At 67.3% G+C, this 25,931-nt stretch carries 34 protein-coding genes; 2 read left to right on the plus strand and 32 right to left on the minus strand.

The annotated features are described in order from the left end of the window. Positions 1–200: 200 nt before the first annotated feature. The 5 genes from ACGFJ2_RS35885 to ACGFJ2_RS35905 form a co-directional block, all read right to left on the minus strand. The gene (locus ACGFJ2_RS35885) at positions 201–1,145 is read right to left on the minus strand and encodes a hypothetical protein (protein ID WP_393475934.1); all 945 of its coding nucleotides are present in this window, start codon (positions 1,143–1,145) and stop codon (positions 201–203) included. Between the two features lie 13 nt (positions 1,146–1,158). After that, positions 1,159–1,896, minus strand: a complete 738-nt coding sequence (locus tag ACGFJ2_RS35890; RefSeq protein ID WP_393475937.1) for a tol-pal system YbgF family protein — start codon at positions 1,894–1,896, stop codon at positions 1,159–1,161. A 323-nt stretch (positions 1,897–2,219) separates the two neighbouring features. Beyond that, a complete protein-coding gene (locus tag ACGFJ2_RS35895) occupies positions 2,220–2,999 on the minus strand; it encodes a phage antirepressor KilAC domain-containing protein (protein WP_358178990.1) in 780 nt (259 codons plus the stop codon). A gap of 627 nt (positions 3,000–3,626) precedes the next feature. Then, complete coding sequence (locus ACGFJ2_RS35900; protein WP_358178986.1) at positions 3,627–3,992, minus strand: hypothetical protein; 366 nt, start codon at positions 3,990–3,992, stop codon at positions 3,627–3,629. Positions 3,993–4,001: 9 nt separating this feature from the next. Further along, entirely contained in the window at positions 4,002–4,541 is a 540-nt protein-coding gene (locus ACGFJ2_RS35905) for a hypothetical protein (RefSeq protein ID WP_393475940.1), read from the minus strand. A 159-nt stretch (positions 4,542–4,700) separates the two neighbouring features. On the opposite strand from ACGFJ2_RS35905, the gene ACGFJ2_RS35910 reads away from it, so the two are divergent. Next, a complete protein-coding gene (locus tag ACGFJ2_RS35910) occupies positions 4,701–5,045 on the plus strand; it encodes a hypothetical protein (RefSeq protein WP_393475943.1) in 345 nt (114 codons plus the stop codon). A 54-nt stretch (positions 5,046–5,099) separates the two neighbouring features. Here the strand turns inward: ACGFJ2_RS35910 and ACGFJ2_RS35915 are convergent, their stop codons facing one another. The 12 genes from ACGFJ2_RS35915 to ACGFJ2_RS35970 all read right to left on the minus strand — a co-directional run bounded on the left by ACGFJ2_RS35915 (position 5,100) and on the right by ACGFJ2_RS35970 (position 16,924). After that, entirely contained in the window at positions 5,100–5,873 is a 774-nt protein-coding gene (locus ACGFJ2_RS35915) for a CHAP domain-containing protein (RefSeq protein WP_393475946.1), read from the minus strand. Then, complete coding sequence (locus ACGFJ2_RS35920) at positions 5,870–6,013, minus strand: hypothetical protein (protein WP_393475949.1); 144 nt, start codon at positions 6,011–6,013, stop codon at positions 5,870–5,872. The genes ACGFJ2_RS35915 and ACGFJ2_RS35920 overlap by 4 nt, the downstream gene beginning before the upstream one ends. Beyond that, the gene (locus tag ACGFJ2_RS35925; RefSeq protein ID WP_393475952.1) at positions 6,010–6,612 is read right to left on the minus strand and encodes a hypothetical protein; all 603 of its coding nucleotides are present in this window, start codon (positions 6,610–6,612) and stop codon (positions 6,010–6,012) included. Before ACGFJ2_RS35925 ends, ACGFJ2_RS35920 begins: the two co-directional genes overlap by 4 nt. Next, positions 6,612–6,932 carry a hypothetical protein gene (locus tag ACGFJ2_RS35930; RefSeq protein WP_393475955.1) on the minus strand — a complete coding sequence of 107 codons (321 nt, stop codon included), beginning with the start codon at positions 6,930–6,932 and terminating at the stop codon, positions 6,612–6,614. The genes ACGFJ2_RS35925 and ACGFJ2_RS35930 overlap by 1 nt, the downstream gene beginning before the upstream one ends. 69 nt (positions 6,933–7,001) lie before the next feature. Further along, a complete protein-coding gene (locus ACGFJ2_RS35935; protein ID WP_393475958.1) occupies positions 7,002–7,400 on the minus strand; it encodes a hypothetical protein in 399 nt (132 codons plus the stop codon). Then, positions 7,393–9,216 (minus strand): hypothetical protein, encoded by a 1,824-nt coding sequence (locus ACGFJ2_RS35940; protein ID WP_393475961.1) that lies wholly within the window; start codon positions 9,214–9,216, stop codon positions 7,393–7,395. The genes ACGFJ2_RS35935 and ACGFJ2_RS35940 overlap by 8 nt, the downstream gene beginning before the upstream one ends. Before the next feature lie 37 nt (positions 9,217–9,253). Beyond that, entirely contained in the window at positions 9,254–10,261 is a 1,008-nt protein-coding gene (locus ACGFJ2_RS35945) for a phage distal tail protein (protein WP_357962066.1), read from the minus strand. Between the two features lie 17 nt (positions 10,262–10,278). Further along, positions 10,279–11,052 (minus strand): hypothetical protein, encoded by a 774-nt coding sequence (locus tag ACGFJ2_RS35950; protein ID WP_393475965.1) that lies wholly within the window; start codon positions 11,050–11,052, stop codon positions 10,279–10,281. Next, positions 11,053–11,550 carry a hypothetical protein gene (locus ACGFJ2_RS35955; protein ID WP_358178971.1) on the minus strand — a complete coding sequence of 166 codons (498 nt, stop codon included), beginning with the start codon at positions 11,548–11,550 and terminating at the stop codon, positions 11,053–11,055. It lies immediately after the preceding gene. A 69-nt stretch (positions 11,551–11,619) separates the two neighbouring features. Beyond that, positions 11,620–12,084: a hypothetical protein gene (locus ACGFJ2_RS35960; RefSeq protein ID WP_358178969.1), complete on the minus strand. Its 465-nt coding sequence runs from the start codon at positions 12,082–12,084 to the stop codon at positions 11,620–11,622. A 9-nt stretch (positions 12,085–12,093) separates the two neighbouring features. Beyond that, the gene (locus tag ACGFJ2_RS35965; RefSeq protein WP_358178967.1) at positions 12,094–12,345 is read right to left on the minus strand and encodes a hypothetical protein; all 252 of its coding nucleotides are present in this window, start codon (positions 12,343–12,345) and stop codon (positions 12,094–12,096) included. A gap of 46 nt (positions 12,346–12,391) precedes the next feature. Further along, positions 12,392–16,924 (minus strand): hypothetical protein, encoded by a 4,533-nt coding sequence (locus ACGFJ2_RS35970; RefSeq protein ID WP_393475970.1) that lies wholly within the window; start codon positions 16,922–16,924, stop codon positions 12,392–12,394. 138 nt (positions 16,925–17,062) lie between these two features. Between ACGFJ2_RS35970 and ACGFJ2_RS35975 the strand changes: the two genes are divergently transcribed. Beyond that, complete coding sequence (locus ACGFJ2_RS35975; protein ID WP_358178963.1) at positions 17,063–17,509, plus strand: DUF4190 domain-containing protein; 447 nt, start codon at positions 17,063–17,065, stop codon at positions 17,507–17,509. Here ACGFJ2_RS35975 and ACGFJ2_RS35980 read toward each other — a convergent pair. The 15 genes from ACGFJ2_RS35980 to ACGFJ2_RS36050 all read right to left on the minus strand — a co-directional run bounded on the left by ACGFJ2_RS35980 (position 17,506) and on the right by ACGFJ2_RS36050 (position 25,905). Beyond that, on the minus strand, positions 17,506–17,817 hold the full coding sequence (locus tag ACGFJ2_RS35980; RefSeq protein WP_358178961.1) for a hypothetical protein: 312 nt from the start codon (positions 17,815–17,817) through the stop codon (positions 17,506–17,508). The genes ACGFJ2_RS35975 and ACGFJ2_RS35980 overlap by 4 nt on opposite strands. Before the next feature lie 59 nt (positions 17,818–17,876). Next, positions 17,877–18,398 (minus strand): hypothetical protein, encoded by a 522-nt coding sequence (locus tag ACGFJ2_RS35985; RefSeq protein ID WP_358178959.1) that lies wholly within the window; start codon positions 18,396–18,398, stop codon positions 17,877–17,879. Next, on the minus strand, positions 18,398–18,883 hold the full coding sequence (locus ACGFJ2_RS35990; RefSeq protein ID WP_357962041.1) for a hypothetical protein: 486 nt from the start codon (positions 18,881–18,883) through the stop codon (positions 18,398–18,400). Before ACGFJ2_RS35990 ends, ACGFJ2_RS35985 begins: the two co-directional genes overlap by 1 nt. 3 nt (positions 18,884–18,886) lie before the next feature. After that, positions 18,887–19,078: a hypothetical protein gene (locus ACGFJ2_RS35995; protein ID WP_357962038.1), complete on the minus strand. Its 192-nt coding sequence runs from the start codon at positions 19,076–19,078 to the stop codon at positions 18,887–18,889. Then, positions 19,078–19,410, minus strand: coding sequence for a hypothetical protein (locus ACGFJ2_RS36000; RefSeq protein WP_393475976.1), 333 nt, complete (start codon positions 19,408–19,410; stop codon positions 19,078–19,080). Before ACGFJ2_RS36000 ends, ACGFJ2_RS35995 begins: the two co-directional genes overlap by 1 nt. A 68-nt stretch (positions 19,411–19,478) precedes the next feature. Next, the gene (locus ACGFJ2_RS36005) at positions 19,479–19,916 is read right to left on the minus strand and encodes a hypothetical protein (protein WP_393475979.1); all 438 of its coding nucleotides are present in this window, start codon (positions 19,914–19,916) and stop codon (positions 19,479–19,481) included. Continuing rightward, complete coding sequence (locus ACGFJ2_RS36010; protein ID WP_393475982.1) at positions 19,913–20,257, minus strand: HK97-gp10 family putative phage morphogenesis protein; 345 nt, start codon at positions 20,255–20,257, stop codon at positions 19,913–19,915. The genes ACGFJ2_RS36005 and ACGFJ2_RS36010 overlap by 4 nt, the downstream gene beginning before the upstream one ends. Further along, positions 20,257–20,688 carry a DUF6093 family protein gene (locus ACGFJ2_RS36015; RefSeq protein WP_393475985.1) on the minus strand — a complete coding sequence of 144 codons (432 nt, stop codon included), beginning with the start codon at positions 20,686–20,688 and terminating at the stop codon, positions 20,257–20,259. The genes ACGFJ2_RS36010 and ACGFJ2_RS36015 overlap by 1 nt, the downstream gene beginning before the upstream one ends. A gap of 12 nt (positions 20,689–20,700) precedes the next feature. Beyond that, on the minus strand, positions 20,701–21,057 hold the full coding sequence (locus tag ACGFJ2_RS36020) for a hypothetical protein (RefSeq protein WP_393475988.1): 357 nt from the start codon (positions 21,055–21,057) through the stop codon (positions 20,701–20,703). 9 nt (positions 21,058–21,066) lie between these two features. Next, complete coding sequence (locus tag ACGFJ2_RS36025) at positions 21,067–21,402, minus strand: hypothetical protein (RefSeq protein ID WP_393475991.1); 336 nt, start codon at positions 21,400–21,402, stop codon at positions 21,067–21,069. After that, complete coding sequence (locus ACGFJ2_RS36030; protein ID WP_393475994.1) at positions 21,402–21,650, minus strand: hypothetical protein; 249 nt, start codon at positions 21,648–21,650, stop codon at positions 21,402–21,404. The genes ACGFJ2_RS36025 and ACGFJ2_RS36030 overlap by 1 nt, the downstream gene beginning before the upstream one ends. Positions 21,651–21,661: 11 nt before the next feature. After that, entirely contained in the window at positions 21,662–22,822 is a 1,161-nt protein-coding gene (locus tag ACGFJ2_RS36035) for a Mu-like prophage major head subunit gpT family protein (protein WP_393475996.1), read from the minus strand. A gap of 98 nt (positions 22,823–22,920) precedes the next feature. Continuing rightward, positions 22,921–23,271, minus strand: coding sequence for a capsid cement protein (locus ACGFJ2_RS36040; RefSeq protein ID WP_393475999.1), 351 nt, complete (start codon positions 23,269–23,271; stop codon positions 22,921–22,923). Positions 23,272–23,274: 3 nt separating this feature from the next. Beyond that, complete coding sequence (locus ACGFJ2_RS36045) at positions 23,275–24,825, minus strand: hypothetical protein (protein ID WP_393476002.1); 1,551 nt, start codon at positions 24,823–24,825, stop codon at positions 23,275–23,277. A 12-nt stretch (positions 24,826–24,837) separates the two neighbouring features. Then, a complete protein-coding gene (locus ACGFJ2_RS36050; protein WP_393476005.1) occupies positions 24,838–25,905 on the minus strand; it encodes a hypothetical protein in 1,068 nt (355 codons plus the stop codon). Positions 25,906–25,931 lie beyond the last annotated feature (26 nt).

Raw genomic sequence — 25,931 nt, forward strand, 5'->3', positions numbered from 1 at the left:
AGGCGTCACCTACAGTCAGCCACGGCCAGTTGGGCTTCCCCGGTATGACGAAAGAGCCCGCCGCTCCACGAAGGGAGCGGCGGGCTCGGCGCGAACTGACTCGCGCGAGCTCTAGCCCGCCGGTTTCCACGCGGGTAAAAGCGCGCCTCCTCGCGGTCGGCATCGCGGCTTTGGGGGACCTACGGGATTGAGCGACGTCCTCACTGCCCAGGTGGGCATGCTGGCCACACCTCGTTCATGGAGAACTCGAGCCGCAGCGAATCGTCGTCAGGAAGGACTATCACCCGGGCCTGCGAGTTCGTCGCCCACCAGCACTCGGGGAGGAGAAAGTACCGCCGGTTCGAATGGATCAGCAGGCGCAGGCCGGTGTATCGGTAGCGGAACATCGCGTTCGGGTCCGGGAACTGCGTCTCCGGAAGGTCCTCCAAGTACAAACGCCGCGCCGCATAGACCACCGTGCTCGGTAGCATGCTTGGATCCACCTGGAACTGGCGAGCCTCATCCTTTCCCCGCTGCTGCGCGAACACCGTGACGGCCCACAACAGCAGGACCAGGAGGAGCGCCGCGCAGACCGCGCAGATCGCGCGCCAGACGATCTGGTCCTTGGAGGGGGTCATTTGCCGCGGATTGAGCCTGCGGTACAGAGAGGCGCTGTAGACCAGCGCGAAGGCGCCGAGGCCCAGGCCAATCGGCACGACGTAGTCCTGGAGTGGCTCCAAGCGGACTTTCCGCATGACGTCGGGCAGGCCTGGCAACGGGCTGGTCATCTCCATAATGCCTACCACGGCGCTCGCGACTCCGAGCACGGCCGCTACCGCGACCGTCCACATCGTGGCTGTGCGATGCGCAGCGACGGACCGGGTCAGCCACACGTGCACCGGGGCAGCGATCAGGGCCACCACTAGGACCAGCACTAGCGCTTTAATGGTCGGTGCGACGCTGTACTGCACATAGTCCTGGAAGGACAGGCCCAGCATGCTCTGATTCACACCGAGGCGCCCGTACATGGTGTTGGTGCGTACCGCTCCGAAGTACATCATGATCGCCGCGACGAAGGTGGTCGGTGGCACGATGTGGGCGAGGATGCCCCATACGCGAGAGAAGTCCTGACCGGCCTTGCCCCTGTCACGTGCGGATGTGTTCATGGCCGGAGGGGTTCTACGACTGGCTCGGCGCCGGACCATCGTCATCATCATCCGGCGGTGTGGAGGTCTCTTCTTTAGGTGACGTGGTAGCGCCGTCGGTGGGGGTGGTGTCGTCTGTCGGCCCGCTATTGGACTCCTCGGGCTGGGGCGTCACGGGTGTTTCCGGCTCGTCCGACGGGGATTCGGTCATGGTGGATGAAGGTGTGGCCGTCGCGCACGCCGGGAGAGAGGCAGGATCGGACGCCACCGCGCACGCGTCCCTAGCGTAGTCACCTGATTTGTAGCCAAGCTTCGCGAGGCGGTCAAGGGCCTTTTCGGCCCTGTCGTACTCGCCCACGGCAGCGGCACTGACCGCCTCTGAGCGGAGGCGGAGGTTCCGCATGTGCCAGTGCATGCTGTCGGGAATATCGCCGCGATGCCGCTCCGCCGCGTCAACGCTATCGAGCGCCCCGCGGTAATCTCCCATGCTCGTCTGCGCCGCCGCCAAGCAGGTCTGCGCGATAGCCTTTTCGCTGTCTGTGCTGTCGTCGTCGGCCGCCACCCGGCCCATCTCTGTGGCCGCAGACTGGAAATCGTGGTTTTCCAGCCACCTCTGGCAGTCCAGGCCCACCTTGACCGTGGCCTCGGGAAGGTCCCCCCTGCCCTTGAGCGGGACGAGCTGGCCGGCCGGCGTGATGGCCGGCCGTGCCTGCGCAGGCGAGCCACCACAGCCGCCCATCAGCACCACGGTGGCCGCGAACACCGCCCCCACGGCCGACAAGGTCCTCTCCACCGTCCCCCCGATCCCTTGCTGGTACCGAAGTCAGGTCATACCGCGCCAGGGTGGGCCCCACTCTCGTAGGACTCACCGATCACCATGAGCTGGTGAATTCTTGCCTGATCTCCCATTCGCGGGTGGACGTCAACGTTCTACTGGGGGCTCACCATGCAGCCGTCCGAACGGTCCGCGCTGCAGAAGATGCTGGCCACCTGCTAGCCCGTACAACGCGAAGAAGCCCGGCCGTCCCGAAGGACAGGCGGGCTTCTCGCTCCCAGGCGTCTCTCGGCACCGTACGCCGCGAGACCTCCGATGCGCTACTGCTTGGTCTCACGGCCCCAAAGGTCCGCAACCAGATCGACTCCCTGAGGGGTGGCATAAGCCACCGGGAACACCGCGCCGTTCTGCGACTCTGTCTTCACGCTGAAGTGCCCGGAATTCTGGCTCGTGGTCCGGGGAAGGTTACGAGCGCCACCGTTGCGCGACACCTGACGACGAAACAGGTTGATCTCGACCAGCCAGCTCGTGAGCGTCTTGGCGTTGGTCTGCAAGATGTCGGCCAGCTCGGTCATCCCGATCAGGCCCTCGGAGTTGCAGTAGGCGTCCCACTTGCCCGCCTTCGGCTTAGCGATCGCCAGTTCCTTGGAGACCTGCTGCTCGCGCTCCAGAACGGCGACGTACTTGCGCGCCATCTCCAGCTCGGACATCGGCCTGTTGGTGGCGATCTCCGCCTCGCGTGTCCTCACCGCGAAGTACGCCTGCGCGGCGGCAACCTGCGGCTTATTCGGGTCGCCGTTCATGGCGATCAGATAGGCGGCGTAGCGGTTCAGCCGGTAGTCGACTCGGGGAGCACCTCCGGTGCCTTCTTGCCGGAGGCGGCAAAAAGCCTGTTCAGAGTAGGTGGCGGTGTTCTCGGCCGAGCGGATGGCGCGCTCGATGGAGTCTTCGAAACGACGCCACTGGTCGTAGCCCATGACGGACTGGAGCTCGCGCGCGAACCAGTATTCACCCTGCTCATCCTCGCGTCGGATCGCGTCGAACGGCGAATCGGGCCCCGCCCCACCATTGCTGGTACGCGCAATGCTATTTTCGGACACGTCAACTCTTCCGTTCTGGAGTTGGCCGAACCCGGGCCTGTTCGCGCAGGTGCCGGGTCTTGAATCGAACTTGGCATCGATTCTCCCAGTAGCCACCTGTGTGCAATGCGCGCATTACGGACGTGTCGACTGGGAGAAATCTCACTTCGATAACGGGAACACCTGATGTCCCAATAGAAGCAGAATCCATGCTTGCCAGACTGGAGATAACGGGTTACCAGGTCAGCCGTACAACGCGAGAAGCGCCGCCGCCCCTCCCCGCCGTCAAGGCAGGAAGAAGCGGGGGCGTCGCGTTACCGGCTCTTGGCGAGCACGTCAGTACGGTTGCCGCCATGGCCAGCGAGACCAGGCGACGTAGAACCTACTGGCAAGACGACGAGGACTACCTGAGGCGGCGGAAGGAAGCGATACAGCGGATCGTGGCCGAAGCCCCGCCAATAACGTCCGACCAGATCGTGAAACTGCGGCACATCTTCGGCAGCGCCGTACGACGGCAGGACCAGCGCCCCTCCTAAACATGGAAAAAGGGGCCGGGCGGCCCGAAGGCGACCCGACCCCGTAAGTACCCGCCGCTGTACCACCGTCGTGGGTGCCAGGGTTTCCCATGGCAGAGGCGGGCAGATCAGCCTAGCGAACCAGGCTGACACCCTTCGGCGACGACACCTGACGGACGAACATGCTGACGCCCATCGCGACGAACGCCATGATGGCCGTCGTCTGGTCACCCGACAGGGCCAGGCCAAACACCAGCGCCAGCGTGATACCCGCCTGAGCGAAGCCCAGCACCGCCGACTGGATCGAGGATCCGCCGTCCGCTGCTCGAGTAACGACCGCCGTCCACACGCCGATCGCAGCAGCCGCTATCGCGTTGATAGCACCCACCTGGTCGGAGGTGAGCGGCAGCACGAACGCCGTCAGCATCTGGAGGGCCGCCGACAGAAAGCCCAGGATGATGGCCGGTTCACGGCCGAACAAGGTTGGAGAAGAAGCCATGTCAGCCTCCTACGGCTTGACGGTGTAGCCGTTGTCGAAGTCGTAGGCGAACGACTCCGAGTCGGATCCCTTGGTGATCCACGCGGTGTCGCCGCCGTTGCCCCAGATGTGGCCGTGGTAGCCGCAGAGGCTGTTCATGTAGAGCGCGTGGACCGAACCGCCAGCCGACACCGCGGGGACGCCCCGACCGCTGTAGACGCGCACCGTGTGGCCGACCGGAAGCATGACGCTTCCGTCCGTGCCCGTGACGATCCCAGCCAGCGAGGTGACCTTGAGCGTGTTGCAGTTGCGGTCGTTGTCGTCGACGTGGCTCTTGGCCCACTGATCAGCGACGACCAGGCCCGCCACGTTCACCGCGTCGGCGCCGGTATTGCGGACATCGACGAATTCCTGGTTCCTGTTCCAGACGGTGTCGCTGCCGTAGGCGTTGTAGCCGACCTGCGTAATGGCCAGGCCCGGCACGTCCGCAGAAGCGGTGGCCGAGGCTGGAGCGCCGGTCAGGCCCGCGGCGGCGATGACAGCGGCGAATAGGACAGCGCTCTTGCGCATGAGGGATGCTCCTCGGATGGGGGAAATGCGAAAGGCGGACCACATACGGCAGTCCGCCCAGGGACCGAGAATCGAACTCGGGAAGCCGGTCCTCAGTTACCGATCAGTTAGCGGCAAGACCTGGCGCCAGACTCCACGCCTGCGACACAATCACCCGCTGTGGCCGATCAAGAAACGTACGAACAGAAGCTCAACGCGGTGATCCGCGAAGCGAAATGGCGGAACCTACTGGCACTGTCAGGCATGGTCGTGAGGCAGATCATCTATGCCGCGGTCGTGTGCGCAGCAGTCGGCTACTTCTACGGCCTCGACCTGGACGCCTACCCGGACCTGCTGCTGGCAGGGGTCCCCGTCGGCACCGCCGTGTTCCTGATCATCGCTACGCACAAGTCCGACAACCGCAACGCGGAAGCCGTCTTGCGAGCAGGCGTTACCTGGACGACATCCAAGCGCAAGACACTTATCCCGCCGGACAGGCCCGTGCCCGCCGCTGAGGGGTTGTAGAGGGCGTTCCTGGTACGGCCAGTAGCGCAGCCAGAGGCCGTCCACGCAGGCCGGCTACTTGCCGACTTCGAGGTGGACGCTGACGTTGTCCAGAGCGGTCCGGATCTGCTCGATCAAGGCGTCAACGTCGAGGTTGGCGTTCTGCGCGGCCAGAGCGTCGGCGAGCGTCTTGATGGTGGCGTTCTGCGCGTCGAGCTTCGCCTCCATCGACGCCAGCCGGGCGCGCATCTCGTACACCCACTTCGCCGAGTTGACCAGCACGTTCCCGGCCTGCCACTCCGGGTTGTCCTTGCTGCCGAACGGCACCGCCAGTTCGTGCTGCCACAGTTCCTTGGCGCTCACGTCGTCCTCCTGATCGCTGTAGTCGGGGTTCCAGAAGCCGGCGATGACGTCCGGGCCGCGGACCCGCCGCACTCCCCTGTCCCCGGAGTTGCCTTCCAGGGTTTGCACGCGGCCGTCGCCGAGATTCCGCTCCACCACGCCCACGTGGTCGACGCGGTCCAGCATGTTGGTGCCGTCCCAGTCGAAGTAGACGATCGCGCCCGGCTTGGCGAGCCTGCGGAGGTTGTCGGCGGTGCCTGCATGCCATCGGCCCAGCTTCTGGCCGTCCTCGGCGCCGTAGACGGTGTAAGCCCTGTCGCCGTTGGGGCAGACGGCCTCGTAGTTGCCCGAGTAGAAGGCCGCCCACGTCACCGTCATCTGACACCACGGCGTAGAACCGGACCGGAACTCCGCGCCGTTACGGCCTCCGTACCAGGCGTGGATCGGGTTCGGCTCACCCCACCCCAGCATCTTGCGCATCTGGGTGAGCATCGCCGCGGCGGTCACTGGACGTCCCCGCGGTAGATGCCGGCCTCGTCAGGTCCGCCGTACAGCTCCTGCAGCACCTGCTCTTCGTCGGGCTCGGTCGGGCCGGCGTCACGCCGGTTGACGTTCGCCACGGTCAGTTCCGCCTCGTTCTGCCTCATGGCGTTCCCTCCGTCGGTTTGCAGCTGTAGGTGGTGGATCCGGTCTCGGTGGGCGCGCACTGGTAGGTCACGCCCAGGTAGGTGAACGTCCACCCGGACGGCGCAGGGCCCGTCTCACCCCGCGGCCCTGGCTCGCCTCGCTCGCCCGGCTGGCCGGCGGCGCCGTCTTTCCCGTCCTTGCCGTCGGCTCCCGCGTCCCCCTTGGCTCCTGGAAGTCCGGTGACCGTTGCTCCGGGATCGCCCTTTAGGCCGGGAACACCTTGTAGCCCGACCGCGCCATCCTTGCCCGGCTTCCCATCTCGGCCAGCAGGCCCAGGCGGACCGCTCGGGCCGGGCAGACCGCGAGGACCCACCACCGTCTGGCCAGCCGGACCGACAGGACCGCGCTCCCCCGGAGGGCCAGCGGACGGTGACACGAGCGGCACGCCGCCCATCCTCTTCACCTGGTCCGACAGCACAGCGCTGTCCGATTCGGCCTGGCGCAGCTGCTCGCCGAGAGCGTGGATCTGCATCGAGATGACCACCACCAGCACGCCGATCACACCGGCGGCGGAGACGAGCAGCCAGTTGCGACGTAGTCGCCGCACATGCACACCCATCAGGCCCCCTGCCGGGCGAGCCAGATCTGCACGACAATCCCCATGAGCACCAAAACCGCGGGCAGAACCCCGGCGTACACCGCCTGCCTCACGTTCGTCCCGCGACGCTCCGTGGCCGCGTCGATGCTCGCCTTGAGCGCCCGCATGTCCTCGGTCAGCTGGCGCCGCAGCTCGACGACGTCCGATTCGAGTTCGCCGAACCGCCTGTCGTCGTAGCGCCTGTCAGCCGTGTACTCGGTCCGTTGGACGAGCTGGGTCAACGACATGGTTACGTGGTCGATCCGGCGGGAGACCTCGCCCAGGGACGGCTCATCAGCCACATCGCTCCTCGCCGTGAGAGTTGGGGGTGCCGCCCGCCCGGCACCCTCGGAAGAAGGCGGGCGGCACGATCAGGTGGCGATGTGACCCGCACTCCGCAGGATGGTGGTCAGGTCGAACGCGTACTGACGGGTGGCCACCGCGTCCGCTCGAAGCGCGTTGTACTGCGCCGGTGTCGGCGTTCCCGCGATGTCGCCAGAGGTGAAGTCGGCCTGGTTGGCGATCACCGCCGCTTGCAGGAACATGCGTTTTACCTGGCCGGACGCGTTGACGCTGAAGACGTCGCCGTCGTTGCAGCCGAGATGGCAGGTGCCAGACTCCACCGACGGGATGGACATATCCGTCAGGAGCCAGCCTTTGCTGGCGGCGGTCATCGGCTGACGGGCTTGCAGGAGCGCTTTGAGTTCGGCGACTTCCCGTTCCAGGGTGCGGATGCGGGTTCCTAGGTCTGCCGGGTAGACGTCAGGCACCGGGCACCTCCAGCCCTTCGAGTACGAGGCGCGCTTCTTCTTTGCCGGACCCGCGCGAGGTGGGGGTGATGCCGATGCCGATGATGCGCCGGGTGCGCCACACGCCGCGATGCCACTGGTTGTTGAAGTAGAAGCGCCCGCTGTCACCGAGGGTGTTGGGTGTGAAGGTGACGACTTTGCCGAACGTGACCGTCACCTGGTCGACTCTCAGGGCGCCGGGCGCGGTCGCTGCCCAGAACGCGGCGTAGTCCTCCAGGGTTTGCTGCTGGCTGACGGTGCTGTAGGACAGGGTGCGGTCCAGTCTGGGCCAGCCTGCGGCCAGGTGGGCGGTCGCCTCATGCGCGTCGGAGATGAGCGGCGTTGAGGTGGTGGAGGCGTCCGTGGATGCGGTGGCGCCTCGCGCCCGCCATCTGGTCCCGCCACGGAGGGCGTCGATCTCTTCGCCCCACTCCAGGATGTCGCCGCCGGACCGGCCGTCGGCGAACAAGTGCGGGGCTGGGCTTTGCACGCCGAGTTTCGGGTAGCCCCACCGCCACTGGCGTTGCAAGGCGCCGTCCACGAGAGCAAGGTCGATGACCCACTCGAAGCCGTCATCGACCTGGGCCAACTCAACCAGTCGCCCGCCGTAGCTCGCCCCTTCGGACTCCAGGTAGGTGCGGTCGCGTACGACGCCGCTGGTGCCAGGCTGCAGGGTGAGGCTGATGTTGGCGTGCGCCTGCGCGGACAGGTGGGACAGCAGGCTGCGGGCGATGTCGATCTGGTCGGCCGAGTAGTTGAGGTCGGACTGGATTTCGACGTGCGCCAGGTAGGCGTCCAGGGTGCTGCCCCGCAACTGGATCGCGGGGGTGCCTCTACGGCTGCGGGACGGCTGGGCGGAGGTGATCCAATACTCGCCCCACGGCTCGCCCTCCCTGAAGATCTGGCAGGTGATGACGCCGGGCCCGATGGACAGGTCCGTGTCGTCGCGCGGGATGATCTCAGCCACTTGGTCGCCGATGCGCCGGTTCGGGATCGGGATGGTCGCGCTGAAAGCCCCCGGTTGCAGGATCCTCTTGTCGAAGGTGACGTTCGTCAGGTTCAGGTCGCCCAGGTAGGTGCGGTCCAGCAGCCTGGTGAACACGTACCGGAACTTCGACGCGCCCCGGCCGGGCGCGAACGGCTGCACCACAGGAGGGTCAGGAACCGGCTCTTCCGCGCTGGGCAGGAACACCGTGAACGCGGCGGCAGCAAGAGGCAGTGATGGCGACAGCGTCACATCGCCGGTCGGCGCTGTGGACACGACCGGCTTGGACACCATCGCGCCCGACACCCACACGCCCGACTGGGCCTGCCCGCGCGCCGTGTACTCGCTAGGCAGACTCCACGACACGGAGCCGCCCGGCGGGGACGGCACGCCGGTCACGTACCGCAGTTCGACGCCGGACGGCTGGCTGGGGGCGAGGCCGGGCGTGGTCGTGTCTGACTCGTTGGCGGTCTGCGTACGGTCGGTGACCGCGCCGGAGATGGCGACGATCACCACAACTCCGTCGGCGACCGGGCCCTGGGACGCGGTGTAGGAGACGGGTTCGCCGACGTCGCAGACGCGTTTCCACAGGTTGACGCCTGCCCACGTGCCGTTGACGCTGCCCGGCCATAGGTCGCCCGGGTAGGCGTCCAGGAGCAGCCAGTCACCGCCCAGGTTCATCGCGCCATGCCCGCCCGAGTCGGCCGACTGGAAGGCGAGCAGCACGTCTCCGGGCCGGGCGTCACCTCTGCTGACGGTGCCGCTCGGCGCTTGGAGGGTGTTGAACTGGACCGAACGAACCGCAGCCGTCACGCTGGCCTCCGATCATGCAGGTCAGCGCGCTACCAGGTCAGATGGTGGCGTCTCGCCACGTCAGGTCGGCTCCGTTGGTGCCGTCGGCGGCGGTCGTGTACTGGATCAGGTTGGATCCGGCCTTCAGGACGAAGTCGGAGACCGGGTCGCTCACCCCGCCCAGGGTCGACATTTTCGACACGCCGTCGAGGGTGACCGTCCCGTTAGCGGTGTCGATCTCCAGGATCTGGTCGGCCGAGAGCGTGATCGTGAACTGCAGCGTCCTGTCCAACGCCTGGTTGACCAGCGTCGGGTCGGTGAGCGGCCCTTTCAGCCTGATCAGCGGATGCGTGCTGGAGTTTCCCGCGTTCGCCAAGGCGGTCGGGGTGTTCAGAGCGACGGTCGCGCCGCGCGGATCCAGCCCGTACAGGCGCGGATCACCGCACGCGATCAGCACACCGACCGTGGGCAGGCCGGCGTTGTAGTCGCCGTCCATCGTGATCGGCCGGTCGATCACCTGCCCGTAGGCGAGGCGTGGAGCCCCATACGCTTTGATCACCAGCGGCAGCGGATCTTCGGATTCGGGCAGGCCGGTGGCGGCGATCACCTGCTCCAACAGGTCATCCACCGACAACGGGTCGGTCGCCGAGTTGGCCTGCAACCGCAGCGTGACGACCCGCTGCTGGGACAACTTGAGAGCGTCCCACGCGCCATGCTGGGCGGGCTTCTCCACGTTCAGGTTGTCCACGCTGGGCGTGCCCAGCCAGCCCTCGACCGGCAGCAGCACGCGGATGCTCGTCGTCGGCCCCCACAAGGTGCCGTTCCACTCCGCCTCGCCGTTCGCACCGGTCAGCGAATCGCCGGGCTTGACCGGTATGGTGACCGTCAGGGCGGGCCACTCGCTGACCGACTCGAACACCGGCAAGGCGAACGACTGCTCGTACGTCAGGGTGAGCGCCGGCCACTCCGAGATCGACTCGAAGACGGGCAGCGCCAGGTCCACGTTCGGCGTGGTGATCGCGAGCGCAGGCCACTCCGAGACCGACTCGAACGCCGGCAGCGCCACGTCTGAGCGGTGGAAGGTTAGACGGCCACGGACGCTGACCTGGATCGGATGAGACCGGCCGATGCGAGCCACGCACGCCCCCCAGTCAGTAGAAGGCGGCGCGGTTGACTGCCTGGCCCAGCATGATGCCGCGCCCGGGCAACAAACGGGATCACGGCGGGAAGGATTTCGATCCCGCACCAGTTCCACGCCCTGGAGCCGCCAGTGCCGTCGAAGTTGAGCGTCACCGACGAGCCGACCGTCGGCGTGTCGGCGGCCTTGTAGACGGCGATGCCGGACGATTGCCCGGAGATGTTCCACGCGAACCCCACGTCGCTGGAGGTGGGGGTACCGGCCTGATTCTGATCTGCCGCGATGCCGACTGCACGGCTATTCGCCGCAGTGGAGGTGTAGACGGCCGCGGTCAGGTTGGCGGTGGCGCTGCTGCCCTCGCCGGTCGCGCCCACGGGCGCGGCCAGGTCGACACCGGTGAGCACCAGTAGTTTCAGTTCGACGGTGTCGCCGCCGCTGTTGCTGGCCAGCGTCACCGTGCGGGCAACCGATGGGGCGGCGGGAGCTGTGAAGATTTCCACAGCCGGTGTGGCGCCGCCCGAGTCGAGGATGTCGCGCTTGGCTCTGGAGGTCCACGTCAACGCGGTGCCGGAGTTGGTGACGGTGTGGGTGACGGTGCCGGAGTTGGACCCGCACAACGCCACCAGCAGGCTGTCGGCAGGCGCGGTGAAGGATGCGGTGGTCCTGGGGGTGGTGCCGGTGACAATCGCCGGGCTGGAGGCGTCGACGGCGATCGCCATCTACTCCTCACTCCACACCACATACGTGTACGCCAAGACGGCGGCGGCGGCCGTGACGCGGACTCGCAAAAACTTGGAGACTGGGACTGCAAACTCCCGCCCGAGCGGCCACATCTTCACGTACGACGTTGTTGGCGCGATCAGTTGCAGGTCGCCCGTCCTGGTGGCGGTGATAGACCCCTCGGCGGAGGCCGTGTAGCCGGTCGCGCTGGTGCCCAGCGTCATCAAGCTGGCTGGCGCGTTCGGGTCGCTGTACGGCTGCACACCGGCGCTGACATGCGCGGTAACGGTGGCCGCGACGTCCGTCTGGACGAGTTCGCACCGGATCGGCTCGGCCGCAGCGGACCCGTTGAAACCAATCCCCCACTCCACCACTTTGATGGCCTTCGTTGATGGGGTGGCGATCTGCAGCAGCGTCTTCACGGCTGTTCCGGTGCTGACCGGGGTGAGCGCCGCCGTCGTCGGCATGGCCCCGTTGGCAGCCCAATACAAGGCCATGACCTGGCCCCTTTCATGCGAAAACCCCGCACGCTGGTGGGGTCGAAGATCGGAATAGGGTCGGGTCGGTCAGGCGGTGTCGCGGAGCACGGTCCGCCAGGCACCGTCGGAATGGAATGCGATCGAAAAATCCCCGTCGCTGGTTGTTCGCACCCCTTCGAACCACCGGAACAGGAACGCCCTGTTCGACAGGCCCGGCGCGTAGATCAGCAGCCCTTCGGCGCTGAGCGTCGTCGACGTCCACGTGATCGTGTTGAACTTCCAGCCGACTTTGTTCGCGGTGGCCAGCCCGGCGAACGAGACGACCGTCAGGTTCTGGCCGCCCGAGGTGTAGCCAGGCCCGCTGGACTCTCCCGAGTTCCACGGCGAGACGTTCCACGCCGGGTTTGTCTGCGAGAAGTCCGGCACGACGGTGCCCGTGTACAGCGCGCCCTTGAACACACCAGGCGTCGTGCTGCCCACGTCGATAGTGACCGTCTGACGCATCGTCTTGACGTAGCTGTCGATGAACCACGCGTCCTGCGTGATCGCCACAGGGACCTCCTATCTGAGGTTGATGCGGACGTGCTGCTTCTCGCGGCCGTCCGGGCTGGTCTCCTGCGTGGTTTCGTGGCCTGCCTGGTCGGTCACCCTCTTGAACCGGCTTCCGTCCTCGCCCCGCCACTCCTTCACCTGGTCGCGTGTGGCCGACGTGCGTTCGCCGACCACCACGTCCGCCGTGCGGCCCTGGCCGAGCGGCGCGCCGCCGCGCAGCCAGCGGCCGAACGGCCCGTCCCTACTTGGATCCCAAGGCATGCCGAAGCCCGCCCCCTCGCGTGTAGAAGTGAAATAGAGAGCGGGCTCAGCCGCGACTGTCGAGAACCGCGCCGATCTTCGCCGTCACCACATCCGCGTCCATCGACTCCCGGATCTGGGTGTTGTAGAAGTTCACCGACGTACCGCCAGACATCGAACCGCCACCCGACGAGGTGCCCGCGTTCACGCCCTCGGTCGACGCCACACGGGCAGCAGGTACGACCATCACCTGCTGAGGCGCGGACACTCGCGAATAGTTCGTGAGCGCCGCATCCCGGTTGCCCTGCAGCCCATACGCGCTCTCGCTACCGGCAACCGAATTACTGGAATTCAGCGAAGAGCCGGGCGCTGGCGGGATCACGCTGCCTTGCGAGCCCTTGCCGGACCCCGAGCCCGACGAGGTCTTCGTGGAGCCGCTCTTCGCCGCTGCGACGGCAGCAGCAGCCGCCTTGGCGACCGCCTCGGCAACCGTGATCGCGGCCGACGTGACCTTCTCGCTGCTCTTGACGATCATGTCCGCCGAGATGCCGATCGCGTCGTTGACCCCGATCACCGAGTCGCTGACCGTCTGGGCTCCAGCCGCCCACGCGGTCGCCATCTGCGTGCCCACCGTGCCAACCTGAGCCACGGCCGACGTGAACGAACCAGCATCACCCAACGTCTGCGACAGCGTCGACGTGGCATCCGTCAGACCAGACGACACGTTGTACTGGACCTCCTTGAGCCCCCCCGACAGGCTGTCGACCTTCTTCGACGCCTGAGCCGAGAAGACTTCAAGCCCGAAATCACTCGCGACCTGGCCGAGCAGGTCGACAGCCCTGCTCCGGAAGGCGGGGTCGTACGGGATGAACGCCTCAGGTGCTCGACCCTCGCCATACAGGATCGTCGGCGAGTCTGCGACGTGCGGAGCAGGAGTAGCCCTACCGCCCGCAGCGAACCGCTGAACGCCACCTTCCGCGTAGCGCATGATCGCGCCCGCCGCGAGTTGGCTGTTCTTGGTGTACACCGACAGCGGAATTTTGCGGCCGCTGTTCAGCCGGACAAAATTATCGATCGCGTCCTGCGCCGGCTTGACGTCCGCTCCGACGTGGATGTCCTTGCTCTTGAGCTTGGCCAGCACCTCGACCAGGTCCTGGCCGCCCTTCGCCGCCTTGAGGGCGTCCGACCCACTGATCCCATACGCCTTCGCCAGTTCGAGGACTTGCGCGCGGGCCGACTCGTTCTTACCCGCCAAGTCGATCATCGCCGGGAGTTGGTTCAGCACCGCATCCCGAGCGGTCGTGGTGTCTCTCGCCAAGGTGCCCTGCGCGTCTGCGCTGGACCGGACCTTCTCCAGGAAGCCGGCGAAGGCGTCACGGGCCGAGATGACGGCGTCGCGCTGCTTAGCTGTCAGGCCGGGTGTGAGCTCTAGCTTGCCGTTGGCGCCCTCGATGGCGGTCTTGGTGTCGTTGAACGCCTTCTCCATCTCGCGGACCGCCGCCGCAGCGTCAGTCTGGGAGTTGAAGGCATCCAGGGAAGCCTTCCAGTCGGCCATCCGCTGAGTGGCCTCGCCGAGCGCCTTCTGGGTGCCGTCGACGTGCCCGCCGAGAGTCTCGATTGCCGCGCCGACCTCCCCGGTGGTGGCGGGGATACCGTTCATGGATTGGGCGTACTGCGGGAACAACTCCTTGAGCTTCTCGACGGGGACGCCTGTGTCGAGTGCCTGCTTGGCGAGCCTGTTGAAGGCACTCGCCGCCCCTTCCGCGTTGCCAGACGCAACCGCGTTGGCCAGCGACTTATCAAGGTTGTCGATCGCTTGACGGCCGGAGTCCAACTGGATGCCGAAGTTGCTGTCGACGAAGCCGGTGATCCCTTCGGCGATCTTCGCCAGCGGATTGTCGCCAGCCAGGCGGGCGGCTGAGTCTCGGAAAGTCTCGAACTGGCCGACTACCCCGCTGAACTTGGGGCCGAGCTGGTCGAGCAGGTCAGCCGTAGGCTGGCTGCCCTTGCCGAATGCCAGGAGGTTCCCCGACAGCTTCTCGATGTCCGGATTCAGCCCTGACAGTGTGTCGGCTATCTTGTCGAACGCGGCTGCGGTGCCGAGGACGGCGGCTGCGATGACGCCGCCCTTGAAGATCCCGCTGAGGAGCGAGAGCTTGCCGCCAGCCGCTCCTGCGGCCTCGCCTGCGGCGCCGACCTTCGACGCGAATCCTCCCAGGAAGTCCGACACGGTCTTGAAGATCTGGTAGCCCTTGACCGCGCCGACCACCGCTGCGATGGCGATGGCGAGCGCCTGGATCTGGCCAGGAGACATGCTTCCGAGCACCTCGGCTAGCGCCAGCAGGCCGGCGATTTTCAGGGACGCGCCGAGCTTCATCGCGGCGAAGATCAGGCCGACGCCCTTGGCGATCGCCTCGATCTGGGCCGGATCGAGTCCGGCGATCTTCTCCGAAAGGTGTACAAGGAAATCTAGGGCGCCCGGTCCAACGTTTGCTCCCGCCTCGGCGATGTTGCCCGCGAAGGTCGCGATGTTGTGCAGTACCTCAGCAACCTTGGGCCCCTGCTCGGCGGCGTAGGCGAGGAACTCCTTGAACTCGGGCGAGTCCTTGAGGTTGGTGCCCCAGTCCTCGAAGTCCTGGCTGATGTCTTCGACCCACTGGGTGAGCGGACCGGTGAACGGCAGGAATCCTTCAACCACTCCGCGAAGGCCGCCTGCCACGTTGATCGTGGCCCGACCCAGCCCGGCGATCGCATCCGGCGCCCGCTGGCCCAGGTCGTCGAAGAACTTCGTCCACTCCGGGGAGCGGAGCGCCTTCTCGGCGGCGTCGGCGAACTCGCCGAGCCCCTTCGCTCCGCCCTTGACCAGAGGAGTGGCCCGGTCCATGCCAGCCCGAAGGACGTCCAAGCCCTTCTCAATGACGGGAAACACGTCCGGCTGCAGGCTGCGCTGCCAGGCGACGTACTCGTCCTGGAACGCTTTGATGTCCTTGGCCAGCGCCCGCTCAGCCGCCGACAGCTTGGCCATCTTGGTGGCCGCGCCGCCCGAGGACGACCCAACCTGGTCGAGGGCGGCCTTCTGCTGCAGCTGCTCAACCTTGAGCGCCTGGACGGCTCTCAGGTGGTCGCGCTGTGCCTTGATGACCGCCTGCTGGGCGTCAGCGACCTTCCGCTGCGCTTCGGCGATCCGGTTCTGCGCGTCGGCCACATCGCGGGCCCCGTCGCGGGCCACACGCGCCGACTCGGCACGGGCAGCGCCCAGGGCGCGCTCGGCATCGGCTTCGGCGCGCTGGGCGTCGAGAATCCGCTCCTTGGCCGCTACGACTTCGTCGCTGCCTTCGACTCCCTTCTTGTCGGAGTCGGCCCGCTCTTTGGCCAGGTCGCCGTTGCGCTCCTGGATCTCCTTCAGTGCCAGTTCGGCCTCACGCAGTCGGAGAGAAGCGTCCTGCTTGTCGAGAGCGGATGCCCGCGGGTCTGCGTTGATCCGCGCCAGCTCGGCCTGCGCCCGCGCGATCGAGATCTGCGCCCGCTCCTCCGACAGCGCGCCACGCTCAGTGGCCAGAGCCAGGTCTTCGATGCGCTCCCGCGCTGCCTCTCGGGCTCTGGTGAGGTCCTCGATCGCCCGCTGGGTGGCGCGGTGGGCATCCTGGACGGAGCGTTCGGCGTCGGCGATCCTGGCCGCCGCCTGAGCCTGTCGGTCGGCGGCATCCTCAGCCGCGCGAGCCGCATCCTGTTGGGCGGACCGCACGTCGGACACGGCGTCACGCACGCTCTGCTGCGCCTGCTTGACCGCCTGCGCCGAGTCCTTGACCCGGTCCTGCGCCTCGGCCAACCGCAGCGCCGAAGCCGCCGCCTCGGCAGCCTTCTGACCAGCAGACTTGATCGCCCCGCCAGCCCCGCCTGACGCGGTCTCGGCCTGCTTCAACGCGTCGTTGATGCGGCCAAGCGACGGGATCGCAACCGACGCGAACCCTGCCGCACCCACGGCGGCAACGCCGAAAGCCGCCCCGAGTCCGGCCACACCGACACCGATTGACACCGCCGAAGGCAGCGCAGCCAGAGCCGCAGCGACCGTGGCGATACCAGCCAGCGCCCCGCCGATGTCGGCGTCCACCTTGACACGAGCGGACTTGCCGCTGACGCTCGACATCTGCGACTGCACCGCACGCAACTGTGCGAGCGCCGCCGCAGAATCGACCCGAACCTTCGGGTCGGCAGAGGTGGCGTTCAGGCGCTCCAGGTCGCGCTGGATGCTCGACAACTCAGAGCGGGCCGCACCCGCGTCCAGGTCCACGCCGATCCGCCGAGACGACAACTCCTCCAGGCGGCGACGCAACTCCGCGACCTGCGCCTGCGCCTGCGCGGCGTCTACGTCCGCGCGGACCGTGGCCCGTGTTCCGTTGAGCCGGTCAACCTCGCGCTGAAGCTGCTGAATCCGAGCTGTGGCGGCCGAGGTGTCGGCGTTGATGTTGATGCTGGCAGCCTTGCCCAGCGAGTCCCGCAGCGACTTGGCCGCCGCTTCGGCCCTGGCCATGGCGGTGACAAAAGGCTTGATATCGGCGTCGAGCCGGACAGTTACAGAGCGGTCGGCCGTCGAACTCACCCCCAGCGTCAGGGGGTGAGCGAGCCACCCGAGTCATGCAATGTGGAGATGGATCAGCGAATGTCGTGCGATCGTGCCAACCGGCACCTCAATGGGCGCGTCTTACGCGCACCCCAGTTCTCTCCCCAGGAGCCCCACATGACTCACTACGGGCAACCAGAACAGCCCTACGGGCCACCACAGTTACCCTCGCAGCCCTACGGCGAGAGGTACGCCCCGCAGCAGCCGCCCTACATCCCGCCTGCGCCGCCGCAGCCCAGGAGCCAGGCGCTCGCCGTCACCGCGCTCGTGGCCGGCGTCATCGCGGTCGTGGCCGCCCTGTGGGTGGTGTCCCGCGGTGTCGCCCCGTTCATCGGCCTGATCGCTCTGGTGCTGGCCATCGTCGCCCTGGTCGCCAAGAAGCAGGGCGGCACCAAGCTCGCCGCTGCCGGCCTCGCCCTCGGCATGGTGTCGATCCCGTTGGCCGTCATCCTGTGGGTTGTCGCCACCAACCAGCAGACCGCCAACGAGCGGCAGGTGCAGCAGATGACGGACTGCATCAACAAGAACCCCGAGGACGTCTTGTCCTGCTCCGGCCTCGACTAGCCTCGCCCGGCCGCCCGCTTGACCTTCAGATAGACGCGGAACAGCAAACCGGGCGGGCTCTGTAGATATTCCGACTTCCTGTGCTCCAGCGGCGTACAGGCGTGGCACCGCGTCGGGGGCGGCGCCTCGTAGGCACCTTCGTTGTCGGGGTCGGTCGTCTCCGCCAACGGCAGCCCGCACCCCGGACATTTGCTCTGCTCGTTGCGGCGGTGGGCTTTGCCGTAGCCGAGATCCTCACCGGTCCACTCGGCGTCGTGTGTCGTCACCGACCGGACCAGACGCCCTTCCTCGTACTCGTGCGTCGTCACGGACCTGCGCTGCCGGCCGAGCAGGACCGACCGAGGAACCCCGTGAGCGGCAGCGAGAGCTACCTCTTCCGCGAGCTCCGGAGAACTTCTGAGGCTCGCCGCGATTTTGGGACTTCAACGCTGCCCGTGGACAGGGTGAACAGCATCACCTGAAGTTCGTTCCACTGCCCCAACGTCAGCCGGTCCACCAGAGCGGCGGCCTGCTCCTCGGACATGACCGGGTCTACCGCGCTCGCCGCCAGCAGCGCCACGCCGAACGTCTCGCCGTTCCACTGGCCGTCATCGCTGCCCTCACGCGGCGGGTTGGCTGCCACCAGGTCCGACCACGCCTTGTGGGCGAGCGCCCGCAGCCGCAGATGGACGGTGTGCTCAGCCATCTCCGCTTCGAGTTCCTGCGCCCGCTTGGCCGCATCCTTGCCCGCCTTGCTGGTTCCGGCGAGGGAGTCCATGCTGTCGCGGTACTCGGCGGTCACCACGGCGTCTGCCTGCTCCCACTCCGCCCGCAGGTCGGCATTCGTGCACAGGGGGTAGACACGCTCGGGCAGTTTGAGCTGCCCGAGGATGTCGTCGATGCTCGTCACTACGCGGCCACCGTCGCAGCAGCATCAGCGGTGGTGTGGTTGAACAGCTTGGACACGAACTTCTGCGCCGCGTTCAACTCGGGCGGCTGCATGTTCGGCCGACCGCACCTCACCGGGTACACCTCGACGACCTGGCCGGCGGCGTAAGCGGTTTCGTGCGCCATGTTGCGCCGCACCACCAGGTAGCCGAGCTGCCGGTCGGTGAGGGTGTCCCAGCCGATGTCCTCGACCGCGACCTCCTTACGCTTAACGGTCAGCTCGATGCTGTACTTGACCGTGCCCGCGTCCTCGGTCTCGTCGCGGGAGGCGAGCGCTGTGTTGTCCACTGCGGCCTGCTCGGGGCTGATTCCCAAGCCGTCCTTGGTGATGTACTCCTGCAAGTCCACGCCCGCGTTGCACTCGGCAGCGGTCGGCGCGGACACGTTGGCGATCGTCAGGCAGAACGTCGCCTTGACGTTGCCATCGCCCAAAAGGTCGGCAGCCATGCGTCACTCCTTGTCGGTGGTCTTGGCCGCCGTACTGCGGCTCGTGCTGGGCTTGGGGCTCTCGACCGCGGCTGCGGGAGAAGCGTCGGGCGCGTCGACGCGCTCAAAGTCGGGGAAATGCCGCAGCGCCTGCGGCGACACCTCGGCGACCTGGCCGTTGATCGTGGAGCGGACGCGGATCTTCGGGGCGGGCATCAGATGCGCACCGCCGCGAACGTCACCGTCGTCACCGAACTGCAGACGAACGTGACCAGCCGGCCGTCGTCCGGGTCGCCGTACTCGGGCAGCATCGGAATCCACTGCTCAGCGCCCGTCGCGATCGTGTAAACCTTGTCCGGGTTGTCCACCAGGTAGGCGGTCTGGCCAGCGCCGGAGACGGTGCAGGTGATCGACCCGCCGCTGCCGTTCTTCAGGTGGATGAACGTCCGAGGACCGGCCAGGACCTTGTCCCCGGTGGTGGCGGTAGCGGCGTAGTAGGTGGGCGTGACCCCGCCCACCGTGACCGCCTGAGCTGTACGGGTAGCCATGCGGGCTCTCCTCCAGGCATGCGAAAGAGCCCGGTCACCGGAGGGTGGCGGGCTACGTGAAGTGGGTGTTAGGCGGGCTGAGAGCGGAACAGGATCTCGACGACCGCCATGTACACGGGGACGGGAACTGAGTCGTCCCGGAATGTCTGGCGTTGACCAGGTTGAGTCTGGACGCGGTACGTGGACCGGCCCGTCACCGTGAGCCGCCGACCGATCAGCGCCGCGCGTACAGCGTCAGCAGCGTCCTCGGCTTGAGTCTCGGTGGCACCGAATACGTTGATCTGCGCCGTGTAGTCGAGGTACTCCAACGGCTCCGCCTCGTTGCCGTCCGGGACGCCCGACGACGGGTAGACGACGGCGTACCGCTTGAACGTGGAACTCCCAGGAGTGGCCTGCCAGCCGGAGCCGGCTGGCTGTCTGGCCCGGTCGACGAGCATCGGGATGGCGGCGACGGCGGCAACCACGGCGTCGGTGTGGGGGCGTGCAGGCGCTACAGGGATGGTCATTCGAGTGCCTTCTTGCCGACCTGGCCGAGCATGTCGTCCAGTGGGGCGGTCGCTTTGTCGAAGGCGGGCCGCATGTACGGCTGTGGGCTCATACGGCTCGTTCCGTACTCGACGTACCCGCCGTAGTTGGCCGTGGGTCCCGCCTCGAAACCGGGTCCATCGAAGTCCGCACCGATGGAACTCTTCAGATTGCCGGTGTCCACGGGCGCGATCGCCTGGGCGCCCGCCACCGTGTCGAGGCCGATTTTGCGTACGACTGTCTCGGTTAGCGCTTCGGCTTTCGCGCCTGCCCTACTCAGATCGCTGATGTACTTGTCGAGGTCGGAGGTGTCCCAGCCCATCACGCCTCCCGTTCGGTGAGGTTGATCTGAGCTTTCAGAACCCGCTCGAAGCGTTCGGTGGCGTGCCGGATGTCGGTGACGAGCAGTTGCTTGCCGACGATGCCCGGGTCTGGCGCGGTGGTGATGGTGATCAGGTCGTGCTCGAACACCTCTGCCGCGTCCCATTCGATGGCGATCTCGTAGGAGGCGACAGCGGTCTGCTGCTCCCCCACGACGATCACGCTGGATGGGGACGGCGCTGTGATGCGACACGGGCCGGTGTAGACCGTGGTCGAGGCTGGCGGATGCCAGGTCCCGTCCGGGTCTTCGGTTCCGTCGCCGACTCCTGGTCGGGTGATGGTGCATCTGCCGGTCTGCGTGCCTGTGGCGACTGGCCGGTGGTGCTCGGACCATCTGCCGTGGATCGGCGCGCTACCTGCCAGGGGCGACACTGGGGCCTCCCCTCAGCAGGGCGTGTACCCGCGGTATCCGAGCCAGGGATCGAAGTCGACGATGCCGAGGCCGACGTTGTCGTCTCCTACACCGTCGTCCACCTGCTGGCGTAGTGCCGCGGCGCGGGCCCTTAGTTCGGCCGCCACCTTGGTGCCGTCCGTGGACAGGTCCTGAGTGGTGATGACCTTGCCGACCAGCGCCTCATTCGAAGCGATGAGCTCCAATGCAGTGGCCGCGGCCAACTTGACCGAGCCCTCCATCGACAGGAGGGCGTCGATCTGCGGATCAATCAACAGCAGGTTGTCCGCGTCCGTATCCGGGATCAGCAGCCGCACCCGGCCTACATCCGTCGAGTAGTCGATGGCCATCGCGACCTCCTAGGAGGCGGGGATGACGGCGATCCCGAACGTGGCGGACGCCGGATCGACAGCGCCAGCGGTGCCGTTGATGATCCGGATGGTCACCGTGTTGGCGGCGCTGACGAACCCGCAGAACACCAGGCCTGCCGTGAGGTTTCCGGGCGGAGCCACGATCACGAAATCTCCCGTGGCGGCGCCCGTGACCGTGGCGGTGAGCGTGCCGACCGCGCCTGCAGCGATGGACGCGAAGTCCAGCGTGGCGGTTGCGGTGAGCATCTTCTGCGCCGCCGGGACACGACCCGAAGTGTTGAGTGTGGCGAGGCCGCCGGCCACGCCCTTTGTGGTGGCGCCCATCAGGAGCCCTTCCTGCTCGTTGTGCGCTTGCGCGTGGTTCGGGTCGGGCTGGGCGCCGGCTCCTGCAAAGCCTCAACCGGGGCGAGTGGCTCGGGTTGAGTGTCAGGCTCCCGCAGTTCGACCGTTTCCGGCCCTTCTGCGGGGGCCTCGGATCCTGCCTGGAGCTGCGGCATTCGGTCGAGCATCTCTCCCAGCCGGTCGTACACGGCGGCCAGGTACGCCTCCGTGCCGTTGATCGGCGGCGGCAAAGGGGCCACGGTCAGGAGCCGGTGCCGTTGGACGCCACGGCGCTCTTCGGGTCCAGCAGCACACCGCCGAACACGTGGCGAACCTTCGTGTCGATGCTGTCGGTGTCGAAGTCGCCGTCCATCGGGTCGACGGCGCCGCCGCCCACGCGGGTGGCGTTCGCCGACTTCATGAACAGCTCCGGCGTCTCATGGCCGGACAGGAAGCCGATCTCCATGGCGGGCCGGCCGACGTTCGGGTCGGCGAACAGGTACCAGGAGGTGTTGCCATTGGTGGTGGAGACGATCGGCAGCCACGGGTCGACGACCACGCTGACGTCGTTCTTCAGCCAGTTGGCGACGCGGAGCTGATTGTTGCCGGTGCCGTCGCCTCCGCCGTCGGCGGCGAGGATCTCGGTGGCGTTGAGAATGTTGTTCGCGGTGATCTTCAGGGCGGGCGGAACAACGAGGACGACGTTGCCCAGGTAGATGGGGTTGCCGTCCGTGTCGACCTGCGCGGCCAGGACCGTGAAGGCGGTGGTCAGGCCCGCCACCGACAGCGCCGGGTTGGAGGTGACGATGTTGTTGTTGCCGCCGGCGAAGAACGTGCCGTCAGGGCCGGTCGTACCCGCGAACAGGTCGGTGACGAACCGCTCCTCGGAGAACCGCGCCGAGTTGGCCAGCCGCTGCGGCATGTCGCGCAGCGCGTCCAGGTCGTCGTTGATGAACGACTCCCAGGAGAAGGGCAGCCGCTTGCCGTACTTCTTGACCTGGTACTGGTAGCGGGCGTCGGAGACGGACGCGGCCGGGTACTCCGCCGTTTCCTTCACCTCGGACAGGACGGCCTCGCCGCCGTTGACGGCGAACCGGTCGACGGTCCGGAAGTCGCGAACCCTTCCGCGCTTGGCGATGGACTGCCACATGACGGGCATGTGCTGGTAGGAGGCGAGCATCTGCCGGTCGATGATGTCGCCGAACAGGTACGGAAAGTCGGAGGTCGTCATGGCCTCCTGGAGCCGGTCGCTGCGGATGCGGCCCGTCAGGACGCCCTCGTACAGGCGGGCCGCCTCCAGCAGGGACTGCTTGTACTGCGGGTTGTTGCGTCCGCCGCGGACTCGGCGGCCTTCGCGGGCGTAGAGCCGCTCGGCGGTGGCGTCCTGCGCGTTGTAGGTCTCGATCAGGTCGAGGAGCTGCATTGTGGTTTTCCTTGCTCGTCAGGCGCTCCGCGCCGGGGCATGAGAAGAGCCCCCGGCCGGTGGCGCGGAGGCTGCGAGAGAGCGGGGTGGGCGGGAGGTCAGTAGCCGATCTTCACGCGGATGGTCGCGGTCGCACCCGAGGTGACCGCTTCGAGGGCGTAGCCGAAGCGGACGCCCGACGTGGTCGCCGACAGCTTGGGGGTGTTCCCGGTGACGTAGTAGAGGATGTCGCCCGCGGCGATCGCCGTGTTGCTGCCGTTCGTGCCCTTCACCGACAGGGTGGCCACACCGTCCGTTTTGATGGTGGTGAGCCCGTCGGCGGCCTCGTTGATCAGCGCGACGCCCGGGATCTGACCGACCAAGACCGGGTCGCCGGACGCCGGGGTGGTCGGGTCGGTGGCCGCCAGCGCGATCTGCGTGCCGTCCTCGAAGACGATGTTCCTGGCCATAGGTCAGCCCCTTCCGTGGGCCGCGGTCAGGGCGGCCTTCTCGTTCATGCCGATGTCGGTGAAGACACCGGCGAGTTCCTTGTCCAGGTCGGACTCGGACAGGTCGTGCTTGGTGTCGCCGCCCAGTCCGCGGGGCACCCCGGCGCCGGTCGCCTCAGCGAGGCTGGCAACGTAGGTCTGCTCGCCCTCGATGGCCGCCTTAATGGCTTCGCCCAGCTTGACCGCGTCCAGGGCGCCGTCCTCGGTGGTGGGCAGGTCGCGGCACACCGACTCGGTGACGCGCGGGTGCGCGACAGCGTGCAGGCTGGATGTCTTCAGCGCCTCAGCGACAGCCGTGCGGGCCGCCTTGTCGTTGGCCAGGGCGCGCTTGTCGGCGTCGGACTCGTCCAGGCGCTTCTTCAGGTCGGCGATCTCAGCGCTGGCGGCCTGCTGCGCCTCGGTGAGCGCCTTGGTCGCCGCCTCGATGGCCTTCGTGGATTCGGTGAGCTGGGCGGCGAGTTCGCGCTCGCGCGCAGACTCGGCGACGTCGGTGGCGGCGCCGTCCGGCGCGCCCTGCTGGTTGGTTCCGCTCATGCGGGACTCCTCCAGGGTTGGGGCCGGCGGCGCCGGCGTGGTGTGGGCCGCGGTCTCGACGACCTCGGCGGGCGCGGTCTCCGGGTCGTCCCAGATGTCGCGCTGGTACAGGTGGGGGCAGTCGGCCTCGACGCGGGCGGAGAAGGCTTGCAGGCCGTCGCCGACTGCGGAGGACAGGGCGATGCGTTCGTCTCGGGTGAGGCGGCCGTCGCCGAACATGTCGTCGGCCATCTCGGTGAAGGACTTGTGCATGCGGGATTCCAGCCAGTGGCCGACGTTGCGTGCCTCGGCGACTTTCGCCTTCTGCTTGCTCTTGAGGAAGGCGGGAAGCTTGTCGTCCTCGTCGTCTTCGCCCTTGTCGTCGCTGCCATCTGTAGCGGTGTCCGGCTTCTTGCCGTCGTCCGTGGCGTCCTTCTTCTTGAACGGCGGCGCTAGTGCTTCGGCAGCTTGCCGAAGGAGTTCGCCTTCGGACCGCGCGGACTCCAGTAGGGCCACGATCTTTCCTCCTGCTCCTGCCGCGGTCACGAAGTCCACGGACGCGGCTTCGCTGAGGCTGGTGACGATGGGGCCGCGGATGGTGTCGTCGGTGGATGCCTCGACGGTCCCGACTGCTCGGATGCTCATGCCGATGTCGCCGGCCATCGCTTCGACGACGGGAGCCCAGTGCGGGTACACCTCGACCTCGGCGTACAAGCCGTCACCCTCGTAGACGGCTGTGGTGGCGAGCCTTCCGGCGAGGTCGCGGACGGACCGTTCGGGCCGGTCGTAGGCTTCGGTCGCGCCCGGATGGTCGAGGAAGACCGGTAGGCCCTCGTGGAAGACGCCGGCGTCGCGCTTCAGCATCGACGCCGGGTAGTAGCCGGACGAGCCTTGGATGTCTCCTTGGATGATGCGGGCTCGGAAGCGGCGGCCCTTGGGCGTCTGCCCGCCTGCGGCCTCAGCGAGCGGCACGCGCTCGGTGAGCGCCTGCTGTTCGGGCACGGGACCTCCCGGTCAGGTAGTGGCGAGGCGTTCCAGGTCTTTGATGGGCCGGATACCGAAGCTGTCCCGCCACCCTGTGGTGGTGCGGAGTTGCGGCAGGTCGGCCCAGGCGATGGCGCCGGAGTCGAGCAGGTCGAGGCGTCGGCGGCCCATAATGGCGAGCCGTTCCTGCTCGGGGAGCGAGTCGAACACCTGGCGCGCGTCGGGAAGGACGTCGTCTGGTTCCGGGATGTCGAAGCCGAGATCGGCCCAGCTCTTGGTTTTGGGGGTGCGGGAGCAGCGGCCTTGCTGGTGGTCGATAGGGCCCGGCTCTGTCAGCGGGTGGACGGTCCCGTGTTTTGCCCAGCATGAGGGGCATGTGCGGCCGCGGCTGGAGTTGAGTTCGGCGTGCCAGATCCAGCCGTCCAGAACGTCGGCGTGGTCTTCCTGTCCTATCTCGGCTGCCTGCCGGTGCGCGTCGAGAGTCTCCGTCCTTGCCAGGTTCAGCGCCCGGGTCAACCCACCGTTGAACTCGCCCTCCAGGTTGCGGAGCATGCGGGCGGCTGTGGTTCGCGGGTTGTCGCCGACCACCACGCCGCGCACGAGTTCACGCTTCATCGCCGCGGTGGCCTCGTCGGCGAGCGGCCAGTGGCGGGCGTTGATCTGCTCGGCGGTGCGGCGGACGATCGCGTCTACCGTGTCGGGCCGCTGTCGTCGGTAGCGGGCCGCGAACGCCTGCGTGGACCCGTACGGGAGCTGGGAGGCGATCAGTTCGCCCTGCCCGTCCAAGGCGAGGCGGGCGGCCTCAGCGGTGCTGGCGACGGTCTGGGTGCGGGTCAGTTCGGCGAGTCTGGCCAGCGCGTCGGCGATGACGTCCAGGGCGGACATCATCCGCGCGGTGCGTTCGATGACGCGCCGCGATGGCCACCTCCCGTCGCCCGCCTGTAGAACCTCCGCGATACCTGCGGCGACGTCGATCGCGGCTTGGTCCCAGGCTCGCACCCAGGCGGCTACCAGGGTGCGAGTGACGGAGTCGAGGATGGAGCCGACGGCGCGCCGCATCTGCTCGACCAGGCGCAGCGTCTCGTGAGTGATCGGCACAGGATCACCCCCAACGAGATTCCGCG

This window comes from Nonomuraea sp. NPDC049028, assembly GCF_043197735.1.
In the GTDB taxonomy this organism is placed as follows: Bacteria; Actinomycetota; Actinomycetes; order Streptosporangiales; family Streptosporangiaceae; genus Nonomuraea.